Origin of the sequence: Ciceribacter sp. L1K22, assembly GCF_017599385.1 — a bacterium.
Classification (GTDB): domain Bacteria; phylum Pseudomonadota; class Alphaproteobacteria; order Rhizobiales; family Rhizobiaceae; genus Allorhizobium.
This window is the reverse complement of the sequence record NZ_JAGFPK010000001.1, coordinates 2,626,257-2,647,608: the sequence shown is the minus strand read 5'-3', so window position 1 is coordinate 2,647,608 and position 21,352 is coordinate 2,626,257. Positions and strand designations below refer to the sequence as shown.

The window sequence follows — 21,352 nt, the reverse complement described above, 5'->3', positions numbered from 1 at the left end:
GTTGGTCGTCCGCACGGTTGTGATGCCCGCGCTGAACGGTGAAGCCTTCATGTCTCCATGTCGGGCCTGGGCCGATATTCCTACGCCTTTCACCGGAAAATCAACAGGAAAGACGGGTGTAGGTGACGAATCGCGCCGAATTGCGCCGCAATCGAGTGAAATTCGTCATGGAGGCGTGATCCCGAGATGCTGCGAAACTTTTTCGTTCAGCGGCGGTTAATGTGCCGGAAAATAGCTTCGGACGTGTCTGGGAGGGCGTCCGGAGAGTCGTAACGACTGTTTTCACGCGCTCCCGCCTCAAACGAGCGTGTCTGCACGCCCTGCAAGGAAGATGAAATGACGTTGAGATCGAAACTCTTTGCCACTGTCGCGGTGCCGGTGCTGTCCGCCGTCGTCGCCGGACAACCCGCCCTGGCTTCCGCAACCGCCCGCGTGGGCGAGACGAGGATACAGGCCGAACCGGTCGGCACGCTTGTCGCCCAGGCCGAGACTGTCACCTGTGCCGACGGGTCGGAGGCTCCGGACCAGGAGACCTGCGATGCGATAGAGGCGCAGGCCGCCGACGACGAGGCGCAGCGCCAGGCCGAGGAACAGCAGGCGGCGGAAGAGGAAGCCCAGCGTCAGGCCGACGAAGAAGCCGCGCGCCAGGCGGAAGAACAACAAGCCGCCGAAGAGGAGGCGGCACGTCAGGCCGAGCAGCAAGCCGCCGAAGAGGAAGCCGCACGTCAAGCAGAGGAAGAGGCTGCTCGTCAGGCTGAAGAGCAGCAGGCGGCGGAAGAGGCCCAGCGTCAGGCTGACGAAGAAGCCGCACGCCAGGCGGAAGAGCAGCAGGCCGCCGAGGAAGCCCAGCGACAGGCTGAGGAAGAAGCCGCGCGTCAGGCAGAAGAGCAGGAGGCCGCTCGCCAGGCCGAGGAACAGCAGGCCGCCGAACAGGCCGAGCAACAGGCCGCCGAGGAAGAAGCGGCGCGTCAGGCCGAGGAACAGCGGGCCGCCGAAGAAGCGGAACGCCAGGCTGCCGAGCAGGCTGACCAGGACGCACAGCAAGCCGGCGAAACCCAGGCCGGCGTCGTGACCTGCGCCGACGGCTCAGAGGCCGCTTCCGAAGACGAATGCCCTGTCGAGGAGGCACAGCCGCAGGCGGAAGAACAGACTGAGGAACAGGCAGAACAACCTGCCGAGGTCGAGCAGCAGCAGGACGAACAGGCCGAGCAGCCTTCGAGCGACGAAGAGCAGCAGGCCGAACAGCCCGGTGACGGCGACCTTCGTCCGTCGCAGGATGGCGAGGACACTGCCGGCCAGGAGGAACAGACCGACGAGCAGCAGACCGGCGAAGAGCCGCTTCCGGAAGGCGAACAGGTTGTCGTCCCGGCGGTAGAGCCGCCCGAGGAACAGCCGGTCGTCGAAATCGAGGACACCCGCACCGAGGAAGAGAAGCAGGCGATCGCCGAGGATCCAGGTTCGACGTCCGAGACCATCGTGCTTCCGGTCGAGGACGGCGCCGCCGTTCTCGACAGCGACAAGGACGCCGACAATAGCGGCCAGACCGACGTTCGCGAACAGCGCAGCGAGCAGCGCGAGGAAGCAGAAGTTGCTCCGCCGCCGGAGAGCGATGCCGATGCCCAGGCCGATGCCGTCCGCATAGAGCCTGAGGTGATCCGCGAAGCGGCCAACGAGCAGGGCACCGAACTCAATGCCGCACCGACGTTCCAGGTCCCGACGACCGTTGTCAACAACGTCACCAACGTGACCAATGTCACGAACAATGTGACCAATAACGTCGTGAACCAGGTCACCGAAGTGCGGGTCGTCGAGCAGGTCGACAACCGGACGATCATCAATGTCGGCGACAAGGTTGTCGTTCGTCACGATGACCGTCCGCGCCTGCGCTACGACGAAGAGCGTACGTATTACGAGGAACTATCGCGTGGCCGGGTTCGCGAGACGATCGAGCGACTGGACGGCTCGCGCCTTGTGACGATCTACAACCGGTTCGGCGACATCATTCTTCGTTCGCGGTTCTCGCCGCGCGGCGAGGAATATGTGTTGTTCTACTCGCCCGAAGCCGACAGCGACCGCCCGCGCATGTATGTCGACGTGGGCGCCAGCCTGCCGCCGATGCGTCTGACGGTTCCGGTCAGCGACTATATCGTGACCATGTCGCACGAGCCGGATCGTGACTACTACGACTTCCTCGCCCGTCCGCCGGTCGAGCGCGTCGAGCGCGTCTACTCGATCGACGAGGTGAAGTCGTCGGCCCGACTGCGCGACAAGGTCCGTCGTATCGATCTCGACACGATCACGTTCCAGACCGGTTCGGCCGAGGTGTCGCTGTCGCAGGCCAAAACCCTGCGCCGCGTCGCCGAGGCGATGCTCAAGATCCTCGACCGGGATCCGGGCGAGGTCTTCCTGATCGAAGGCCATACCGATGCCGTCGGTTCGGATCGCTCAAACCTGATCCTTTCGGACGAGCGGGCGGAAACCGTGGCCAACCTTCTGACCGAGGTCTACGGCATCCCGCCGGAGAACATGTCGACGCAGGGTTATGGCGAGCGGTACCTGAAGATCCGCACGCAGGCGGCCGAAGAGCAAAATCGCCGGGTGACGATCCGGCGCGTGACGCCGCTGGTGAAGCCGGTCGCCTCGCGCTGATCGGCACAGACGCCAAGACCTGGCCGCCGGAGCGATCCGGCGGCTTTTTCACGTGCGCGGCGGCAGTCCGGTGATGCGTGCGATGAAATCGGCCACGGCGACGGTGTCGTCGAGATCGAAGACCGGAAGGTCGGTGTTGGTGACGGCGTGGTCGGCTGCAATGGCGACGATATGCGGATCGGTCGGCGCCAAGGGCTCGCGCTTGGCAGCCTCTAAGCGTCGCGCCTCGATCTTCGGAACGGGTTCGCGCTTGTAACCTTCGATCAGCACAAGGTCACAGGGACCGATGCGGCCGAGGATTTCCTCGAAGCTCGGTTCGGGCGCGCCGCGCAATTCGTGCATGATGGCGTAGCGGGTGCCGGAGACGATCACCACTTCGTGGGCGCCGGCATGGCGATGCCGCCAGCTGTCGGCGCCGACCTTGTCGATGTCGAAGTCGTGGTGTGCGTGCTTGATGGTCGAGATCCGATATCCGCGCCGCGTGAATTCCTCGACGAGGCGCGTGGCGAGGCCCGTCTTGCCCGAATTCTTCCAGCCGGCGATGCCGAAGACACGCATCAGTCCCATCCCCCTGCCTCCACTATCTGTTCCGCCCTCGCGAGATCGTCGGCGTTGTTGACGTTGAAGAACGGATCGAGCGGGCGGGCTGGGTCCTCGCGCAGCGGAAATTCCACAACAATGCTTGGGTGGCGGGCCTGGAAGGTGGTGACCTTGCGGTTTTGCGGGTCGGCCAGCCAAAGCTCCAGATCTTCGGCAAGAGCGCTCGGCCAAAGCGCCACCACCGGATGGCTTCGCCCGGCGGAGCTTGCAACTGCGATGCAACCCGGCGCGGCTTTTGCACCTAGCCGTTCCGAAAGGTCGGTCGGCAGGAAGGGCGTGTCGACCGGCACCGTCAGGACGTGCGGCAGACCACAGCGCGCGGATTCGCGCATGGCCGCGAGAATACCGGCCAGCGGCCCGGGCCGGTCCGATCTTGTGTCTGGCAGCATCCGATAGGGCAGATCGAGCGGCGCCGGTGCGTTGATCGCCAGCGTTCGCGCCTGTGGCAGCAGGCGGTCGATGACGTGACCGACGAGCGGTTTGCCGGCAAGTGATACCGTCGCCTTGTCCTGCCCCATGCGGCGGGAAAGGCCACCGGCCAGGATCACAGCGAGGTCGACCGATTGCGTTCTCATGCCTTCCCCTTGCCGCTTATGCCGGAGCGTCCAGGCGGCGAAGATAGAGCACGGAGCCGATCGCGGCCAGAGAGCAGAGGAGCATGACGATCAGAAGCGGAAGAGCGCCGGTCTCCTCGGTCAGGATCGCCGAGGCGAGGGCGGACAGCATCGCCCCACCGGCCATGGTGATGGCGCCACCGAGACCGGATGCCGATCCGGCGAGATGCGGCCTGACGCTTACCATGCCGGCATTGGCGCTCGGAAGCGTCAAGCCGTTGCCAAGCCCGACCAGAACCAGCGGACCGAAGAAGGACAGCGCCGTGTGGAAATCCAAGACCAGCAGCACCAGCGGGATCACCGTTCCAACCACCGAGAGCAGGGCGCCCCACAGCATCATGTTCGGGATGCCGAAGCGGCGCGTGTAGCGGCCGGACAGGAAGTTGCCGATCAGATATCCTCCGGCAACGAAGAAGAACTGCATGCCGAGCACGCTCGGCGACAGCTTGAGGATCGTGCTGCCGATGAATGGTGCGCCCCCCAGAAAGGCGAAGAAGGCGCCCGATGTCAGGGTGGCCGTCAGCGTGAAACCCCAGAAATGTGGCGACAGCAGCAACTGCGGCCAGGCTCGCACTTGATCCATGAAACTCGTGGAGCGCTGCCGATTGGTCTCCCCAAGATCGAAGACCACGAGCGCCAGTACGATGAGGCCGGCCACGCCGAGCGCGATGAAATTCGCCTGCCAGCCGAACACGTCGCTGAGGACGCCGCCCACGGTCGGGCCGATCATCGGCACGATGGTCATACCCATCGTGACATAGCCGATCATCGAGGCCGCTTCCTCCATCGGCACCATGTCGCGGACGATGGCGCGCGAGAGCACCATGCCGGCCACGACGGTCGTCTGGAGAAGGCGTCCGACCATGAACCAGGTGACCGAGGGCGCCACGATGCAGAGGACGGTGGCGAACAGGAAGACGACGATGCCGAGGATCATCGTCGGGCGACGGCCGAAGCGATCGGAAAACGGTCCGATGCCGAGTTGCAGGATGGCGATGCCAGTCAGGTAGCCGGAGACGGCGAACTGCATCACGAAATAGTCGACCCCGAAATGCTGTGCCATTTCCGGCAGCGACGGCAGGAAGATGTTCATCGTCAGTGCCGAGAGGCCGGCGATCAGCACGAGGGTCAGGATGTGCGGCGGCGTGCGCCGGTCTAGGAAACGGCCGCCGGTCATGTCTGTCGGTGTCCTGTCAGCGCTATCATCTTCGTCACAAAGGTGATCCCGGACGGGACGACTGGCTGATGGGCCGGGCGTTCTTGCGCTTGTTTTCGCGGTAGAAGGTGTAGAGGCCCGAGCAGATCACGATGACAGCGCCGAAGGCGGTCGGAATGTTGATCGTCTCGCCGAAGAACACGATGCCGATCGCGACCGCCCAGATGAGGCTCGTGTAGCGGAACGGCGCGACGAAGGAGACTTCCGCCGTGCGCATGGCCATGACGATCGCCTGGTGCGCCACGACGAGAAGGACGGCGGCGATTGCCAGGACACCGACCGCCGATGCCGTGAGCGGGCGCCACCCGCCGAGAGGCACGATCAGCGCGGCGCCGATGACGATGGCGGCGATGGCGGTGAGCAAGGTCACCATCACGGACGGTACGGTGGGGCCGATCCTCTTGGTGACGAGGTCGCGTCCGGCGGTGCAGCACACACAGATCAGAAGTAGGACCGATGCCGGCTGGAACCCTTCCGGACCAGGGCGGATAATCAGCAGCATGCCGCCGAAGCCGATGATGATCGCCGTCCAGCGATGCCAGCCGACCGGTTCGCGCAGGAAGAGTGCTGCGCCAACCGTGACAACGAGCGGCATGGATTGCAGCACCGCCGACACGCTGCTGAGCGGCAGCAGTCCGAGCGCCGACAGGAAGAGAATGGTCGCGGCGCATTCCAGCGCCACCCGTGCCAGGACCATCGGCTGCATGACGGTCCGGATCGGCGCGAAACCGCCCAAACGTCTTGCCAGCGCGAAGACGAGTATCGTCATCATCACGCCGCGCACGAACATGATCTGCCCGACATTCAGGTCATCAGTCAGCGTCTTGGTCAGCGCGTCATTGAAGGTGAAGCCAGCCATGGCGAGCGACATCAGGAGAGCGCCGCGGGTATTGTCGGAAAAGGCCATGTCTTACCAGATTCTCAATTGCGCCGGTTCTTGTAGACCAAGCGGTGAGATGGCGAAACCGCCTTTTTGGGATCGGGACACCAAGAAAATGTGCTGCACTGCGAAAACTCTGCTTCCGGTTTAACCTTTGTTCAAACTTCGCTCGCAAAGCTGGCACGACCCGCATGAGGCGGGTTTATGCCCGTTCGACGACCGGCCGATGCATGGCTGCCGTCGGTTGATATTGCCGAGGGCCCTCATGAATTTTATCGATCGCCTCCTGCAGAGCCGCAGGATCGTCACCAAAGTATTGCTTTTCGTCGTTCCTCTCGTTCTTCTGATGGCCGGCGTCGGACTTCTGGGTTACCGGACTGCCACGATGCTCAACGGCCATATGACGGTTACCCGCGCCACCATTGGCAACATCAGTGATCTCGAACGCGTGCAGCAGGGTTTGCAGGAGTTCAGCCTTGAGCCGACGGAAGGCAGCCGGGATGCTTTTCTCGCCGCAGTTGACGCTCAGCAGAGCGGCCTGACCGTGCTTGACGGTGTCATCGCCGAGCAGGCCGAACGCGCCGATCTTGAGGATCTGCGCGCATTGCCGGAGCGGATGCGCCAGCAGGCCGCCACGATGTGGCAGACCGAAAGCGAGCGCGCGGCGCTCGATGCAGGGCTTGCCGAGGCGTTCGCGCAGCTCCAGGGCGACGGCCAGCAGATCGTCAAGCAGGTGGATTTCGTGCGCAAGGAGATTTCCGACAAGGAAACCTTTGCCAAGGAACTGCTGTTCGACGCATCCGGATACAAGATGCTGATCGACCGGCTCGGCAAGCTGCGCGCCGGCGTGCAGATGGCTTTCACTCCGGCCGAACAGATCGAGGAGGCGACGAAGTTCGCAGGCCCGGTCAACAAGGATATCGCGAAAGCCAAGGCGATCGCCTCGAAGAAGGGCATGGCCCTGATCGCCGAGGTGGAGGGCGCCATGGGCAAGATCGATGCGCTGCTCCAGGGGAGCGAGCCGGAGGATACCAAGGCGCAGGCTCTGTCGCGCGTCCTGTCCGAGCTTGTGCAGATCGAGCAGAAGATCACGCTGCAGGCGGCCAAGAACACCGATATCGCGGCTGACCGTTTCGTCGGCCTCAACAAGCTGGTCATCGATCAGCGCGAACTCATGAGCCTCGTGGACGCCGCCGCGCTGCAGATCGCGACACTTGAGCTGCGGATCCAGCAGATGCGCGGCAATCCGCAGGGCGAGACCCGCGCCGCCGTGCTCGCCAATCTTGCGTCGCTGACCGACATGGCGGGGCGGATTTCCGTACTTGGCGCGAAGAACGCGGCATTGCGCGACTTTCCGCAGAAGATCGCGCCGCGTGTCGCTGCCATCGAGACGGGTTCGCAGGCGCTGCTTGACGCCGGCAAGGCGTGGGATGAACAGCGGCTTGCGACGAACGCGCAGGTTGCCGCCGCCATGGCTGCGCTGCGCGATTTCGTCAGCCAAGCCCAGGAAATTGGCAAGGAAGACAGCGAGCGGTCCGCGACGATCTCGGTGGTCACGATGGTCGTCGGCACGCTTCTGGCGATCGTCGGCGGCTTGATGCTGATCGAGACGCTGCGCGCGCCGCTCAAACGCATCACCGGCGTCATGTCCAGGCTCGCAAGCGGCGATCTGTCGGTCCCGATCGACGGTCGCAATCGCGGCGACGAGATCGGCGACATGGTGCGGTCCGTCACGGTGTTCCGCGATGCCGCCCTTGAAAACCGCCGCCTCGAGGAGGAGGCCGCCGCCTCGCGGCAACGGTCGGCGGAAGAGAACGAGCAGCGCGCCCGCGAACGGGCGCAGGTCGAAGCGGACCAGAGAGCGGCGCTCGATGCCCTTTCCTCTGTTCTGGAGGCGCTTGCCCGCGGCCAGTTGCATGCGTCCATGCGCAACGACCTGCCGGCCGACTTCCGCGCCATGGCGACCACCTACAACCAGGCGGTCGAGGCGCTCCGGGCGACCATCGACGAGGTTCGCGGCGCCAGCAGCGACATCAATGCCGGCACGGAAAACCTCGCGGCTTCGGCCGACGATCTGGCGCGCCGCACCGAACAGCAGGCGGCCGCACTGGAGGAGAGCGTGCGGGCGCTCTCGCATCTCGGCGAAGTGGTGCGCTCCACCGCCGACGGTGCCGCGCGGACGGCGCAATCGGTCACGGCTGCGCGCGAACATGCACGACAGTCGGGTGTCGTGGTTCGGCGGGCCGTCGATGCCATGGCCGCGATCAGCCAGTCGTCTGAGAAAATCTCGACGATCATCGGCGTCATCGACGAAATCTCGTTCCAGACAAACTTGCTGGCACTCAACGCCGGCGTCGAGGCTGCCCGTGCCGGAGAGGCGGGTCGCGGCTTCGCCGTCGTGGCCCAGGAAGTCCGCGATCTTGCCCAGCGCTGTGCCAATGCGGCGAAGGAGATCAAGTCGCTGATTTCCGTCAGTGGCGACCAGGTGAAGACCGGCGTCGAGCTCGTGGAAAACACCGGCGCTGCGCTACGGTCCATCATCGACCAGGTGGAAGAGGTTCAGGGGCTGGTGGAAACCATCTCGTCGGCAACCCGCGAACAGTCGACCGGCATCAGCGAGGTTACCAGCGCGGTGCGCGACGTCGAGCTGATCACCCAGCAGAACGCGGCGATGGTCGAGGAAAACAATGCCGAAATCCACGGGCTTCGCCAGCGCGTCGACGTATTGATGCAGAAGGTCGGGCATTTCCAGACCGAGACGCCCGGTATCTCGGAGACCGCGTTCCGCCGAAGCGCGTGAGGTATCCGCCGGCGGCGCTCAGCCGCCGGTGACGCTCATGTGGCGCGCGACAGCCGGGCGGCGATGCTCCCTGTCGATGATGAAGTCGTGGCCCTTCGGTTTGCGCAGGATCGCCTCGTCTATGACGCTGTGAAGGTAGGCGTCATCATCGGACGCCCTGAGCGCTGTCCGCAGGTCCGCCGCGTCGTTCTGCCCCAGGCACATGTAGAGCGTTCCGGTGCAGGTGAGGCGGACGCGGTTGCAGCTCTCGCAGAAATTATGGGTCATCGGCGTGATGAAGCCCAGCCGTCCGCCCGTTTCGGCGACGTCGACATAGCGCGCGGGCCCGCCGGTGCGGAAGAGGTTGTCCTTCAGAGTGAAGGTTTCGGCGAGCCGGGCCCGCACTTCGGAGAGCGGTAGATACTGGTCCGTGCGATCCTCGTCGATCTCGCCCATGGGCATGGTCTCGATCAGGGTCAGGTCCATGCCCCGGCCATGGGCGAAACGAAGCATCTCCGGCAGTTCGTCCTCGTTGAAGCCCTTCAAGGCAACCGCGTTCAGTTTCACCTTCAGGCCGGCAGACTGGGCGGCCTCGATGCCTTCCATGACCTTGTCGAACTCGCCCCAGCGGGTAATCGCGCGGAACTTGGCCGGGTCAAGCGTGTCGAGGGAAACGTTGATGCGGCGGACGCCGCAGTCATAAAGTTCGGTGGCGAAGCGGACAAGTTGCGAGCCGTTCGTCGTCAGCGTCAGTTCGTCGAGCGAACCCGCCTCGATATGGCGGCCGAGCTGGCGTACCAGGTACATGATGTTCTTGCGCACCAGCGGCTCGCCGCCGGTCAGGCGCAGCTTGCGCACGCCCTTGGCGATGAAGGCAGAACAGAGCCTGTCCAGCTCTTCCAGCGTCAGCAGATCCTTCTTGGGAAGAAAGGACATGTTCTCCGCCATGCAATAGGTGCAGCGGAAATCGCAACGGTCGGTGACGGAGACCCTGAGATAGGTCACCGCGCGTCCGAACGGGTCGATCATCGGTCCTTCGGCGGCGGCAAGAGGTTTTCCCTCCCGAAAGGCCGCAATGCTGTTGTCCAAGGCATGTCTCCCTACGCTTGCGGCTAATCTGGGACTTGCGGGCAATCCGGTCAAGGAAGGGTACGTGCAATCGGTTCAAAATCTCTTGCGCGGCGGTCGTGCGGCGACTAGGTCTGCCTCTGAAAACTCGCGGGATATTGCGCTCATGACCGACATCTGGCCGACCGAACTCAAGGTTTCCAAGGACAGGCGAACCCTGACAGTCAGTTTCAATGACGGGGCGTCCTACGCGCTTCCGGCCGAAATGCTGCGGGTTCTATCTCCCTCGGCGGAGGTGCAGGGTCACGGGCCGGGGCAGGGCGTTACCGTGCCCGGAAAACGTCTGGTCGCGATCGCCTCGATGACGCCGACCGGCAATTATGCGGTGCGCATCGGTTTCGACGACGGTCACGACAGCGGCATCTTTACCTGGGCCTATCTCGGCGAGCTCGGGGAGAGTGGCGCTGAAAAATTCGCCGACTATGAAAAGGCACTTGCGGAAAAGGGGCTCAGCCGCGATCCTCGCTGACGACACGGGCGAGGGAGAGCGTCATGAGTACGGCACGACTGGAAGCATTCAGTGACGGGGTGCTTGCGATCGTTATCACCATCATGGTGCTGGAGCTCAAGGTTCCGCACGGCGAGGACCTCGCTAATCTCATTCCGCTTCTACCGGTATTTCTCAGCTACGTGCTGAGCTTCGTCTATGTGGCGATCTACTGGAACAATCACCATCATCTCCTGACGTTCTGCGGGCGGACCACGGCGCGCGAGATGTGGGCCAATATGCATCTGCTGTTCTGGCTGTCTCTCGTGCCATTCGTCACCGGCTGGGTGGGAGAGTCGCATGGCGCCGCGATGCCGGCCGCCTGCTACGGTGCGGTCATGCTGATGGCGGCGATCGCCTACAAGATTCTCCAGGTGCAGATCATCGACTCGTCGTCCCGGCGGGACGCCCTAAGATCGGCCCTTGGTCGGGACGTAAAAGGACTGATCTCGCCTGTGATATACGTGACGGCCATTGCTCTGGCCTTCGTGTCTCCGCTGATATCCTACGGTCTCTACGCGGTCGTCGCCCTGATGTGGATCGTGCCGGATCGACGTCTGGAGAAAGTTGTGGTTGATCACCACAACTGAGCGTCAGCAGGCTAACTTCTCCTCGGACTGCAACCGGCGGGTCAGCGCCTCCATCACTTCGGCCATGGCAAGGCATTCTTCGAGCGGGGTGGCCGACAGCGTCGCTTCGATCAGTTCCGTCTGGATGACCATCGCCTTGCGGGTCAGAGCGTTCCCGCTCTCCGTCAAATAAAGCCGCAGGACGCGTTTGTCGGCCGGATCGCCGCGACGCTCCACCAGTCCGCGCTTTTCCATCTGCGGCAGCAGCATGCTCATGTTGGAGCGGCCGACCAGAAGCTTGCGGGCCAGTTCCTGCTGCGAGATGCCCTCGAAACGGTAGAGGTTGACGAGAATGTCGAGATGCGGCGGCTTGATGTCGAGGGGTGCGAGCGCCCGCGACAGGGCCTGTTGCATCATCTGGCAGGCGCGGCCGACGGCTATCCAGCTGCGAAATCGCGGATGATCCCAAGGCAGAACTTGATTTTCGTCCATATTTGTTCTTATTGTTCATAGTTGAACATATCTGCGGAGTCCCGACTATGCCACCGTTTCTGCTCAAGGTCACCCGTCTCGGAGTCGGCGGGCTCGGTGCGGTCGCGCCGGATCTGGCCGGCAGGCTTGCCTGGCGGCTGTTCCGCCGGACACCGTCGCGCCGGCCGGCAGGCGAAAAGGCCCGCAAGGCGTTCGATGAGGGCGTGCGGACGCTCGCCAGCGCGCAGCGTGTCGCGGTCCCGACCGGCTCGGGCGCCGTCATGACGTACAGGCTTTCGTGCCACGACGCGCCACGGGTCCTGATCATCCACGGCTGGGGATCGCGGGCGGAATATCTGGCCGGTCTGGCTTCGGGGTTGCGCGCCAGCGGCCTCGACGTCACCGTCCTTGATCTGCCAGGCCATGGGCGATCCTACGGAAGAGCGCTCGACATGCGGCTGGCGGCCGAGGCGATCGCAGCGGTCGAAAAGACGCTCGGGCCGTTCGACGCGGCGGTCGGCCATTCGTTCGGTGGCGCGTCGCTGCTGGTTGCGGCCGGAGGGATTTTCCCGGGCATCGAGGCGGTGCGGGCGCCCAGGCTCGCTGTTCTCGGCGCACCATCGCAAATCGAGTTCATCTTCGAGGATTTCTTCGCCATGGTGGGTCTGCCGCCCAAGGCGCAGAGGCGTCTTTTCGGCCACGCGGAGCGCAGGGTCGGGACGACGCTGGAGGCGTTTGACACCGTTGCAATCGCCCGCCGCCTGGGACGCCCTTTGCTGGTGATCCATGCGGAGGACGACAAGGAGGTCCATCCCCGCCACGCCCGCAGGTACGAAGGTTTAGGTGAACATGTTCGCCTCGAATGGGCGAACGGTCGCGGTCACCGGCGCATCGTCAGCGCCCCGGAGGTCATCGGAACCGTCGCCGTCTTCGCGCATGGGGATGCAGCGACAGAGGCGGTGGCCGGTCGTCATGAAACTGATATGGTCGAGCGATAGCAGCAGGGAGACACCCCAAGGGAGGCGCATCCGACATGACCATTCTTCGCAGCGTAGAAGAGCTCAAGGCGATCTATGACGGTGTCAGCGAAGCATCTGTGGTCAAGGTCACAGCGTCTCTCACGCCTGCATACAGGCAGATGATCGAAGCCTCGCCGTTCGTGGCGCTGGCAACCATCGGCCCGGAGGGCATGGACTGTTCCCCGCGCGGCGACGATGGCAGCGTCGTCCGCGTCGAAAGCCCGACACGGCTCGCGCTGCCGGACTGGCGCGGCAACAACCGGATCGATTCGCTCCTCAACATCGTGCGCGATCCGCGTGTCGCGCTCATGTTCCTCGTCCCGGGCTCGAATACGGCCATGCGCGTCAACGGCAAGGCCGTCGTATCCGTCGATCCGGACCTTCTCGCGAGCTTCGAGATGGAGGGCAGACATCCGCGCAGCGTCGTGCTGATCGAGATCGATGAGGTCTATTTCCAGTGCGCGCGGGCGCTGATCCGGTCGCAACTCTGGAACCCGCAGCGTTACGCCGATCCGAAGAACCTGCCAACGCCCGGTGATCTCCTGCAGGCGGCGAAAGCCGATTTCGACAAGGAAACCTATGACAGGCAGTGGCCGGAGCGGGCCGCCAAGACGATGTGGTAATCTTTCGGTTCAGCGGCGATAGATCAACCAGCTCTTCGTGAAATCCTTCTGCATGCCGGCTTCGAACATCTTGGTGCGGTTTCGTCCGGCATGTTTGGCACAGTAGAGCGCGATATCGGCCTTGCTGTAGAGGTCGCCCGCATCGTCCGCTTCTCCTGCCATGCAGTAGCCGAGAGAAATGGTGATCGGGCCATAGTTGACGCCGGACTTCGAGTTCTTGAACGGAGTGGACTCGAGCGCTGTTCGAACGCGCTCGCAGATCTGCTGGATTTCTTCCGCGCCCAGTCCGTCAACGATGACGGCGAATTCCTCGCCGCCGGTGCGGGCGATGAAGCTGTCCTTGCGCACATGGTTGCGGATCACGGTGGCGACGGTGGCGAGCACCTTGTCGCCAACGGGATGGCCGAAACTGTCGTTGACGCGCTTGAAATGATCGATGTCGATCAGGATGAGGCCGGTCAGCCCGGCGCTGCCGTCGTAGACTGCGGCAAGTCGGTCGTCGAAGGCGCGGCGGTTTGACAGACGGGTGAGAGAATCGGTGTTGGCGATCCGCTTGTATTCGTCGAGCTCTTTGCGCACCATGTCCATTTCGTGGGACTTGCGCGTGACGCTTTCAACGGTCTGTTCTCCGTGGGCCATGGTGCCCTCGGTTGCTTCCGTCAGAATTGTGATTGCGCTTCTGAGGATATCGGCGCTGGCGTTGTTCTTGGAATTGATGCGCGAATAGGTTTCGCCGAGAAGGCGGCTGTAGCTTTCCAGCGAATTCTGTTCCTGGCGCAGCAGGCGAAGCAGGCTGTCCAGTTCGGCGGCGATCCGGTCGTGCGCAGTCTCCACCATTCGCCCATGCTGCGAAGAGAAATACTGCTGGCCGATGGCGTCGAGCTCTTCCTGGGTCGCCTGGCTTCCGAGTGCCGCCAGTTCGCGGCTGAGCGCCGGATTGGACCCTATGTAGGCTTCGTAAAAAAGCTCGTAATTGCGCGGGATCGGGGCAATGCCCATGGAACGCATGGCATAGCTGATCTGTGCGCCAATGTCCGGATTCATACCCTTCGGCGTCGTTGCCGTGGCCATCCGCATGCCCCCAAATTCTTAAACCGCATTCGCTTAATGGTTACGGTAAAATTGTTTGAAAAGTTTTAATGGAGATTACCCCAGTTGTGGTTCAGTAATTCTTGGGTATCTCAGCAAGAATCCAACCAAGTGATTGTCTTTATTTGAATTTTTGGGTGCCGGGCAAAGTCTTGCCGCTTTGCCCGGCGCGTACCCGCTTCATCCAAGGTTGAATTCCTGGAAGAAATCATTGCCCTTGTCGTCGGTCACGATGAAGGCGGGGAAGTCCTCGACCTCGATTTTCCAGACCGCCTCCATGCCGAGTTCCGGATATTCGAGCACCTCGACCTTGCGGATGCAGTCCTGGGCGAGGCGGGCGGCGGGGCCGCCGATCGAGCCGAGGTAGAAGCCGCCATGCGTCTTGCAGGCCTCGCGGACCGCGCGGGACCGGTTGCCCTTGGCAAGCATCACCATGGAGCCGCCGAAGGACTGGAACTGGTCGACATAGCTGTCCATGCGTCCGGCGGTCGTCGGGCCGAAGGAGCCGGAGGCGTAGCCAGCAGGGGTCTTGGCCGGGCCGGCGTAGTAGACCGGATGGTTCTTCATGTAGTCGGGCATGCCTTCGCCCTTTTCCAGCCGTTCCCTGATCTTCGAATGAGCCAGGTCGCGGGCGACGATGATCGTGCCTGTCAGCGACAGCCGCGTCTTGACCGGATGCTTCGTCAGCTCGGCCAGAATGGCGCTCATCGGCTGGTTGAGGTCGATCTTCACGACCGAGGAGGAGAGGGCGCTTTCGTCGATATCAGGCATGTATTTCGACGGATTGGTTTCCAGCTGCTCGATATAGATGCCATCCTTCGTGATCTTGCCCTTCGCCTGGCGGTCGGCGGAACAGCTGACACCGAGCCCGATCGGCAGCGAGGCGCCGTGGCGGGGCAGGCGGATGACGCGGACGTCATGACAGAAATACTTGCCGCCGAACTGGGCGCCGACGCCCATGGACTGGGTGAGCTTGTGGATTTCCTTCTCCATCTCGATGTCGCGGAAGGCGTGGCCGCTTTCGGACCCTTCGGTCGGCAGGTCGTCGAGGTAGCGCGCCGAAGCGAGCTTGACGGTCTTCAGCGTCATCTCCGCCGAGAGGCCGCCGATGACGATCGCCAGGTGGTAGGGGGGACAGGCCGCCGTACCCAGGGTGAGGATCTTCTCCTTGAGGAAGTCGATCATCCGGTCGTGAGTCAGCAGCGACGGTGTGCCCTGGTAGAGGAAGGTCTTGTTGGCCGAGCCACCCCCCTTGGCCATGAACAGGAACTTGTAGGCGTCCTCGCCCTCCTCGTAGATGTCTATTTGTGCCGGGAGGTTGGTCTTCGTGTTCTTTTCCTCGAACATCTTCAGCGGCGCGAGCTGCGAGTAGCGCAGGTTCTTGCGCTCATAGGCATCGCGCACGCCCTGGGCCAGCGCCTCGTAGTCGCCACCCTCGGTCCAGACGCGACGGCCTTTCTTCGCCATCACGATCGCGGTGCCTGTATCCTGGCACATGGGCAGGATGCCGCCGGCGGCGATATTGGCGTTCTTCAGCAGGTCATAGGCGACGAAGCGGTCATTATCGGTGGCTTCCGGGTCTTCGAGGATCGAGGCCAGCTGTTTCAGGTGGCCCGGACGCAGGAGATGGTTGATGTCGGCCATCGCGGTTTCGGCGAGAAGGCGGATGCCTTCCGGATCGACGGACAGGATGTCCTTGCCGTTGAAGCTGGTCGTCGACACGTAGTCCGACGTGATCTTGCGGTAGGGGGTCTGGTCTTCGCCAAGTGGGAAGAGATCGTCAGCCATGGATGCGAGCCTTTCGTGCGGACGCGGAAAAATCGCCGTGGTTTAGGATTATCGGGGCGGAATTTCAATGAGCCGAAAGCCTATGGCCACGGCCGGTCAGGACGGAGACATAGCATTCCCTTTTTAGGATATTCATAATGTCTGTCATGACATGAGGGGCGACAGGACACGACGAGCGGAGACAGGAATGAGCAGGACGACGCAGCAATCACCGGTGTGGCATCAGACGGTGATCTTCAGAATATTCGTGGTCAGCTTCGTCTGCATTCACCTGCCGCTGCTGGCTCTGGCCGCCCTGTTCTTCTCGCGCGGCTTGGCTGAGGACCTTGCGGCATTCTGGACCGTGCTCGGTGCCACTCTGGTCGGGACTGTCGTCTGCCTCGGGCTGATGTGGAAGATCGTTTCACCAATCCGCCGACTGTCCAAGGCCATTTCCGTCTACCGCGCGACCGGTCATCTCAGCGAAAGCAGGCTCGACAAGCGCGGAAATAGCGAGATCGGGATCGTCACGCGTGGCGTCTGCGGCCTCGTTGGCGAGATCGCCGTTTTGGGAGAGCAGGTGACCGAGCGCGCCATGCGCGACCCCTTGACCGGACTAGCGAACGCGCGCGGTATCTATGACATGGGCGACGAGCGGCTGGCGGAGGTCGTCCTCGGCCAGGGAAAGCTGAGCGTCGTCGTCTTCGACCTCGACCGATACGGCGACATCCGACGCCGGCATGGCCGCGAGGCGGCCGACAGGGCTCTGGTCGTCGTCGGCGACATCGTTCGCGGTGTGCTTGGCCCCGCCGATCTTGGCGGGCGCCTGTCGGAGAAGACCTTTGCGCTGGTCCTTGCAGGGGCGAGCCAGAAGGACGCGCGCGAACGGGCGGAAGCCTTGCGGGCTACTCTCGAGACTGCCTCGACGAATGCCGTGGAGCAGGGCGCATTGATTTCGAGCTTTGGCGTTGCGACGCGGGCCTCGAAAAACCCGTCGATTGCCGAACTCATTCACGCGGCGGATATGGCTGTCTACCGCGCGAAGGAAACCGGACGAAACCGTGTCGAGGTGAGCACGGTCTGACGCTCACCTCGCCGAGATGTGACGCGGCTTACTTCGGACCGATCATCAGTTCCGGCCGCACCAGCTGGTCGAACTCCTCGTTCGTCAGGTAACCGCCGCCGACCGCTTCCTCGCGCAGCGTCGTGCCGTTCTTGTGGGCTGTCTTGGCGATCTTCGCGCAGGTGTCGTAGCCGAGACGCGAGTTCAGCGCCGTGACCAGCATCAGCGAATTCTCGACGCCCTTCTTGATATTGTCCTCGCGGGCTTGGATGCCGACGACGCAATTGTCGGTGAAGGAGATCGCGGCGTCGCCGAGCAACTGTACCGACTGCAGGAAATTGTAGGCCATCATCGGATTGTAGACGTTGAGCTCGAAATGGCCCTGGCTGCCGGCGAAGGTGATGGCCGCCTGGTTGCCGAAGATGTGGGCGCAGACCTGAGTCATCGCCTCCGACTGGGTCGGGTTGACCTTGCCGGGCATGATCGACGAGCCCGGTTCGTTTTCCGGCAGGGCCAGCTCGCCGAGTCCGGCGCGGGGACCGGAGCCGAGGAAGCGGATGTCGTTTGCGATCTTGAAGCAGGCGGCGGCCGCGGCGTTGATGGCGCCATGGGCAAAGACCATTGCGTCATGGGCGGCGAGCGCCTCGAACTTGTTGGGCGCGGTCACGAACGGCATGCCGGTAATCCTGGCGATTTCCTCTGCGACCTTTTCGGCGAAGCCCACAGGAGCATTGAGGCCGGTGCCGACGGCCGTGCCGCCCTGTGCGAGTTCCAGCAGTCCGCCCATGGTGTCGCCGATGCGCTTGATCGCCGAATGCACCTGGGCTGCATAGCCGCCGAACTCCTGACCCAACGTGAGCGGCGTCGCGTCCTGCGTATGGGTGCGGCCGATCTTGATGATGTGCGCGAAGGCCTGCGACTTCGCCTCCAGCGCCTTGTGCATATGGGTGAGAGCCGGGATCAGGTGATGGGCGATCTGCTCGGCGCAGGCGATGTGCATGGCCGTCGGATAGGTATCATTCGACGACTGGCTCATGTTGACGTGGTCGTTGGGGTGGACCGGCTTCTTCGAGCCCATCTCGCCGCCCAGCATTTCGATGGCGCGGTTGGAGATCACCTCGTTGGCATTCATGTTGGACTGGGTGCCGGACCCGGTCTGCCAGACGACCAGCGGGAAATGGTCGTCGAGCTTGCCGTCGATCACCTCCTGCGCGGCGTCCACGATCACATTGCCGATCTTCGGATCGAGAACGCCGAGCGCCATGTTGGCGCGGGCGGCCGCCTTCTTGACGATGCCGAGCGCACGAACGACCGACAGCGGCTGCTTTTCCCAGCCGATCTTGAAGTTGCCGCGCGAGCGTTCGGCTTGCGCGCCCCAGTAGCGGTCGGCCGCCACGTCGATCGGGCCAAAGGTGTCGGTTTCGGTGCGTGTCGTCGTCATGAAGTGTCTCCGTCACAGAAATTGCAGGCCATCGCCTTATCACAACGGCCTGCCGGTCGGCGATACGATGAAGCGGTTAATTTGATGTCTGCAGTCATCTTATCGTTTTTCGCTCACGCGCTGGCGGCGTTCCGAGGTCACCGAGGAATGCTGTGGATTTTACGGTCCAGATTAACTTTGCATTAACTGGCGGCCCTTTTACAATCGTTGGCCTGTGACGAGCACCGTGGCCGTCTCACGGACAAGTGACAAATTAGCCGACGGGTGTTGCAGGCTTTGCCTTTTCAACCTTTCGCCTATCCGCTAACTGGAGCATTCAGCTCCAAACTTCGATTCAGCCTTCGCCTAGATCCGTCGGGGAATGACATTGCCTAAGTTCAAGACACCATTCGTTTGGGCCTCGGCCCTGTCCATTTCCCTGATTGCGAGCACCGCCCTCGTTGCGGATGCCCACGCGACCACGCTGATGGACCTTCTGCGCGGCGGCCCCGGCAAGTCGACAGAGAGGAATGCTGAAAAGCGTCCCACGCTTTTCGGCGGCTCCTCGTCCGCTGCCGCGCCGATGCTCGACGGCGATCCCGAACCGCTGCCGAAGGTGAGCGGACCGCGTTACTACACCTACAAGACCGAGGCGCAGCGGCCGATCAAGATCGCTTTGCCCGCCGTCTCCGCACCGGCTGCGACCGACACCGACGTGACGACCGGCTCGGTTGCGCCTGTTTCCGACGTTCGGGCGGCCCTTGCCGAGACTAAGGTTCTGGCGACCGACGACGTCGCCAAGGCGGTCGAGGCTTATTATGCCTCCGGCAAGCCGTTGATCTGGGTCGAAGGCGATGCGGTTACCGAAAAGGCGAAATCGGCGATGTCGGCGCTGGCTGCCGCAGGCGATGTCGGTCTGGATGCGTCCGACTACCTGGTCAGCCCTCCCGAAGCCACGCTCGCCGCTACCGATATCGATGCCCAGCGCCGCGCGCTGGCACGGTTCGAGCTGATGCTGTCGGCCAAGGTCGTCGCCTATGTTCAGGACACGGTGCGCGGTCGGATCGACCCGAACAAGCTCTCCGGCTACCATGACTTCAAGCGCAAGCCGGTCAACCTCGGACCTGTGCTCAACATGCTGCGGCTCAGCCCCGATGTCGCGGCCTATCTGCGCAACCGTGACCCGTCCAGCCCGCAATTTGCGGCGCTGAAGGGCGAGCTGGCGAAGCTGCGGGCCGAGGAAGCCTCCGCCGGTCCGTCGATCGTGATCGCCAGCGGCACGCTCCTGAAACCCGGCAATACGAGCCCCGAACTTCGCAATGTCGTCGCGGCGCTGCGCAAGAACGGATCGGAGGCGATGAAGGCTACGCATGCCGCGACGCTTTCAGCCTATGTCGATGGTCAGGATTACACGCCAGAACTCGTCGCTGCCGTCGAGGATTTCCAGAAGGAAGCCGGCCTGAAGCCGGATGGCGTCATTGGCCCCGCCACGATCCGCGCGCTCGTCGGGCACAGCAATGCCGAGAAGATTTCCAAGCTCGTGATCGCCATGGAGCAGTTGCGCTGGCTTCCTGCCGATCTCGGCTCGCGCTACGTCTTCATCAACCAGCCGGCCTATCGTGTCTATTATGTCAATGATGGACGCGAGCAGCTGTCGATGCGCGTCGTTGTCGGCTCGCGCGCCAACCAGACCTATTTCTTCCAGGACAAGATCGAGACCGTCGAGGTCAATCCCTATTGGGGCGTGCCGCAGTCAATCATCGTCAACGAGATGCTGCCGAAGCTGCGCCAGGATCCGACCTATCTCGATCGTCTCGGCTATGAAGTGAGCTATAAGGGCCGAACCGTCGCATCGAGCCAGGTCGACTGGAACTCGACCCACAGCGTCGATGTCCGTCAGCCGCCGGGCGGCGGCAATGCGCTTGGCGAACTGAAGATCCTGTTCCCCAACAGCCACGCGATCTACATGCACGACACGCCGCAAAAGAGCTTCTTCCAGCGTGACGTCCGGGCGCTCAGCCATGGCTGCGTGCGCCTTGCGGAACCGCGGGTGATGGCGGCGGCGGTGCTGGGCACGAGCGTCGAGGACGTCGGCCGGGAGATCGCCCAGGGTCGCAACAAGGCGATCCCGGTCAAGGGCGACATTCCAGTCTACGTGTCCTATTTCACGGCGTGGCCGAACAAGGACGGTCAGGTCGAGTTCTTCGACGACGTCTATGGTCGCGACGAGCACACGATGAAGGCGTTCGAGGCAACGACCAAGGCACGCGGAGCCCAGGGCTGACGCCCTGGCTCAACGGCTTCAGGCGAGAAGAGCTTCGACCAGTTCCGATGTCAGCTGGTCGAAGTGACTGATGATGCGGTCGGCGCCGAGTGTGTCGACCGGGACATCCGAATAGCCGAACGGCACGGCGATCGAAGGCATTCGGGCATTCTGGGCCGCCAGGATGTCGTTGACGCTATCGCCGACCATGATCGCACGGCGGGGATCGCCGCCGGCCTTTTCAACCGTCGACACGATATGCGCCCCGTCCGGTTTGCGGGTGGGGAAGGTGTCGCCGCCCGCTATCGCCGCGAAACGATCGCCAAGGCCGAGATTTGCGATCAGAGGAACGGCAAGGCGCTCCATCTTGTTGGTGCATACCGCCAACCGGTAGCCGGCAGCCGTCAGCCGGTCGAGGGCGTCGACGACCCCCGGAAAGGGGAGGCTTTCGCCCGGCATATGCGCGGAATAGTGGTCGATGAAACGGTCGAGAAGGGCTGGCAGTTCGCTATCCGCCAGGGGTGCTTCACGCAGCCTGAAGGCCCGCTCGATCATCACCTTGGCGCCCTGTCCGACGAGATGAGTTATGTCCTCGTAGCCGACAGGCGCCAGACCGACAGCGGCGATCGTGTGGTTCAGGCTGTGCATCAGGTCCGGAGCGGTATCCACCAGCGTTCCGTCAAGGTCGAATACGATTGTGGTGACTGTCACGGCG

18 protein-coding genes are annotated in these 21,352 nt (G+C 63.1%); 8 read left to right on the top strand and 10 right to left on the bottom strand.

Annotated elements, in window-relative coordinates; all coding sequences use genetic code 11:
- Positions 1 to 336 precede the first annotated feature (336 nt).
- Complete coding sequence (locus J5J09_RS13195) at positions 337 to 2,649, top strand: OmpA family protein (RefSeq protein WP_208551357.1); 2,313 nt, start codon at positions 337 to 339, stop codon at positions 2,647 to 2,649.
- 48 nt (positions 2,650 to 2,697) lie between these two features.
- Here J5J09_RS13195 and mobB read toward each other — a convergent pair whose 3' ends face one another.
- Genes mobB through J5J09_RS13175 form a run of 4 tightly spaced genes read right to left on the bottom strand, consistent with a single transcriptional unit; the run spans position 2,698 to position 5,986 of the window.
- A complete protein-coding gene (mobB, locus tag J5J09_RS13190) occupies positions 2,698 to 3,216 on the bottom strand; it encodes a molybdopterin-guanine dinucleotide biosynthesis protein B (protein WP_208551356.1) in 519 nt (172 codons plus the stop codon).
- Positions 3,207 to 3,824: a molybdenum cofactor guanylyltransferase MobA gene (mobA, locus tag J5J09_RS13185; RefSeq protein WP_208551355.1), complete on the bottom strand. Its 618-nt coding sequence runs from the start codon at positions 3,822 to 3,824 to the stop codon at positions 3,207 to 3,209. Before mobA ends, mobB begins: the two co-directional genes overlap by 10 nt.
- 16 nt (positions 3,825 to 3,840) lie before the next feature.
- Positions 3,841 to 5,040, bottom strand: coding sequence for a multidrug effflux MFS transporter (locus J5J09_RS13180; protein WP_208551354.1), 1,200 nt, complete (start codon positions 5,038 to 5,040; stop codon positions 3,841 to 3,843).
- 34 nt (positions 5,041 to 5,074) lie between these two features.
- Entirely contained in the window at positions 5,075 to 5,986 is a 912-nt protein-coding gene (locus J5J09_RS13175; RefSeq protein WP_208551353.1) for a DMT family transporter, read from the bottom strand.
- Positions 5,987 to 6,224: 238 nt separating this feature from the next.
- Between J5J09_RS13175 and J5J09_RS13170 the strand changes: the two genes are divergently transcribed.
- Positions 6,225 to 8,759, top strand: a complete 2,535-nt coding sequence (locus J5J09_RS13170; protein ID WP_208551352.1) for a HAMP domain-containing methyl-accepting chemotaxis protein — start codon at positions 6,225 to 6,227, stop codon at positions 8,757 to 8,759.
- Positions 8,760 to 8,777: 18 nt separating this feature from the next.
- On the opposite strand, the gene moaA is transcribed toward J5J09_RS13170, so the two are convergent.
- On the bottom strand, positions 8,778 to 9,767 hold the full coding sequence (moaA, locus tag J5J09_RS13165) for a GTP 3',8-cyclase MoaA (RefSeq protein WP_208553574.1): 990 nt from the start codon (positions 9,765 to 9,767) through the stop codon (positions 8,778 to 8,780).
- A 205-nt stretch (positions 9,768 to 9,972) separates the two neighbouring features.
- Between moaA and J5J09_RS13160 the strand changes: the two genes are divergently transcribed.
- On the top strand, positions 9,973 to 10,335 hold the full coding sequence (locus tag J5J09_RS13160; protein WP_208551351.1) for a DUF971 domain-containing protein: 363 nt from the start codon (positions 9,973 to 9,975) through the stop codon (positions 10,333 to 10,335).
- 23 nt (positions 10,336 to 10,358) lie between these two features.
- The gene (locus J5J09_RS13155) at positions 10,359 to 10,943 is read left to right on the top strand and encodes a TMEM175 family protein (protein ID WP_208551350.1); all 585 of its coding nucleotides are present in this window, start codon (positions 10,359 to 10,361) and stop codon (positions 10,941 to 10,943) included.
- Positions 10,944 to 10,946: 3 nt separating this feature from the next.
- On the opposite strand, the gene J5J09_RS13150 is transcribed toward J5J09_RS13155, so the two are convergent.
- Positions 10,947 to 11,414, bottom strand: a complete 468-nt coding sequence (locus J5J09_RS13150) for a MarR family transcriptional regulator (protein ID WP_208551349.1) — start codon at positions 11,412 to 11,414, stop codon at positions 10,947 to 10,949.
- A 47-nt stretch (positions 11,415 to 11,461) separates the two neighbouring features.
- Here J5J09_RS13150 and J5J09_RS13145 point away from each other — a divergent pair, with 47 nt between their 5' ends.
- Entirely contained in the window at positions 11,462 to 12,391 is a 930-nt protein-coding gene (locus J5J09_RS13145) for an alpha/beta fold hydrolase (RefSeq protein ID WP_208551348.1), read from the top strand.
- A 35-nt stretch (positions 12,392 to 12,426) separates the two neighbouring features.
- Entirely contained in the window at positions 12,427 to 13,035 is a 609-nt protein-coding gene (locus J5J09_RS13140; RefSeq protein ID WP_208551347.1) for a pyridoxamine 5'-phosphate oxidase family protein, read from the top strand.
- Between the two features lie 9 nt (positions 13,036 to 13,044).
- Here the strand turns inward: J5J09_RS13140 and J5J09_RS13135 are convergent, their stop codons facing one another.
- Both J5J09_RS13135 and J5J09_RS13130 read right to left on the bottom strand, forming a co-directional pair.
- Positions 13,045 to 14,106 (bottom strand): GGDEF domain-containing protein, encoded by a 1,062-nt coding sequence (locus J5J09_RS13135; protein ID WP_208551346.1) that lies wholly within the window; start codon positions 14,104 to 14,106, stop codon positions 13,045 to 13,047.
- A 198-nt stretch (positions 14,107 to 14,304) separates the two neighbouring features.
- The gene (locus J5J09_RS13130; RefSeq protein ID WP_208551345.1) at positions 14,305 to 15,912 is read right to left on the bottom strand and encodes a fumarate hydratase; all 1,608 of its coding nucleotides are present in this window, start codon (positions 15,910 to 15,912) and stop codon (positions 14,305 to 14,307) included.
- Positions 15,913 to 16,099: 187 nt separating this feature from the next.
- Here J5J09_RS13130 and J5J09_RS13125 point away from each other — a divergent pair, with 187 nt between their 5' ends.
- Complete coding sequence (locus tag J5J09_RS13125; protein ID WP_208551344.1) at positions 16,100 to 16,975, top strand: GGDEF domain-containing protein; 876 nt, start codon at positions 16,100 to 16,102, stop codon at positions 16,973 to 16,975.
- A gap of 28 nt (positions 16,976 to 17,003) precedes the next feature.
- Here the strand turns inward: J5J09_RS13125 and fumC are convergent, their stop codons facing one another.
- Positions 17,004 to 18,395, bottom strand: a complete 1,392-nt coding sequence (fumC, locus tag J5J09_RS13120; RefSeq protein WP_208551343.1) for a class II fumarate hydratase — start codon at positions 18,393 to 18,395, stop codon at positions 17,004 to 17,006.
- A 367-nt stretch (positions 18,396 to 18,762) separates the two neighbouring features.
- Here fumC and J5J09_RS13115 point away from each other — a divergent pair, with 367 nt between their 5' ends.
- The gene (locus J5J09_RS13115; protein ID WP_246745839.1) at positions 18,763 to 20,658 is read left to right on the top strand and encodes a L,D-transpeptidase family protein; all 1,896 of its coding nucleotides are present in this window, start codon (positions 18,763 to 18,765) and stop codon (positions 20,656 to 20,658) included.
- Between the two features lie 18 nt (positions 20,659 to 20,676).
- Here the strand turns inward: J5J09_RS13115 and J5J09_RS13110 are convergent, their stop codons facing one another.
- Positions 20,677 to 21,348 carry an HAD-IA family hydrolase gene (locus J5J09_RS13110; RefSeq protein WP_208551341.1) on the bottom strand — a complete coding sequence of 224 codons (672 nt, stop codon included), beginning with the start codon at positions 21,346 to 21,348 and terminating at the stop codon, positions 20,677 to 20,679.
- Positions 21,349 to 21,352 lie beyond the last annotated feature (4 nt).

Excerpts from the sequence above, each read along its gene's own strand:
- J5J09_RS13195 (WP_208551357.1), top strand. The coding sequence starts at position 337 with ATGACGTTGAGATCGAAACTCTTTGCCACTGTCGCGGTGCCGGTGCTG.
- mobB (WP_208551356.1), bottom strand. The coding sequence starts at position 3,216 with ATGGGACTGATGCGTGTCTTCGGCATCGCCGGCTGGAAGAATTCGGGC.
- mobA (WP_208551355.1), bottom strand. The coding sequence starts at position 3,824 with ATGAGAACGCAATCGGTCGACCTCGCTGTGATCCTGGCCGGTGGCCTT.
- J5J09_RS13180 (WP_208551354.1), bottom strand. The coding sequence starts at position 5,040 with ATGACCGGCGGCCGTTTCCTAGACCGGCGCACGCCGCCGCACATCCTG.
- J5J09_RS13175 (WP_208551353.1), bottom strand. The coding sequence starts at position 5,986 with ATGGCCTTTTCCGACAATACCCGCGGCGCTCTCCTGATGTCGCTCGCC.
- J5J09_RS13170 (WP_208551352.1), top strand. The coding sequence starts at position 6,225 with ATGAATTTTATCGATCGCCTCCTGCAGAGCCGCAGGATCGTCACCAAA.
- moaA (WP_208553574.1), bottom strand. The coding sequence starts at position 9,767 with ATGATCGACCCGTTCGGACGCGCGGTGACCTATCTCAGGGTCTCCGTC.
- J5J09_RS13160 (WP_208551351.1), top strand. The coding sequence starts at position 9,973 with ATGACCGACATCTGGCCGACCGAACTCAAGGTTTCCAAGGACAGGCGA.
- J5J09_RS13155 (WP_208551350.1), top strand. The coding sequence starts at position 10,359 with ATGAGTACGGCACGACTGGAAGCATTCAGTGACGGGGTGCTTGCGATC.
- J5J09_RS13150 (WP_208551349.1), bottom strand. The coding sequence starts at position 11,414 with ATGGACGAAAATCAAGTTCTGCCTTGGGATCATCCGCGATTTCGCAGC.
- J5J09_RS13145 (WP_208551348.1), top strand. The coding sequence starts at position 11,462 with ATGCCACCGTTTCTGCTCAAGGTCACCCGTCTCGGAGTCGGCGGGCTC.
- J5J09_RS13140 (WP_208551347.1), top strand. The coding sequence starts at position 12,427 with ATGACCATTCTTCGCAGCGTAGAAGAGCTCAAGGCGATCTATGACGGT.
- J5J09_RS13135 (WP_208551346.1), bottom strand. The coding sequence starts at position 14,106 with ATGGCCACGGCAACGACGCCGAAGGGTATGAATCCGGACATTGGCGCA.
- J5J09_RS13130 (WP_208551345.1), bottom strand. The coding sequence starts at position 15,912 with ATGGCTGACGATCTCTTCCCACTTGGCGAAGACCAGACCCCCTACCGC.
- J5J09_RS13125 (WP_208551344.1), top strand. The coding sequence starts at position 16,100 with ATGAGCAGGACGACGCAGCAATCACCGGTGTGGCATCAGACGGTGATC.
- fumC (WP_208551343.1), bottom strand. The coding sequence starts at position 18,395 with ATGACGACGACACGCACCGAAACCGACACCTTTGGCCCGATCGACGTG.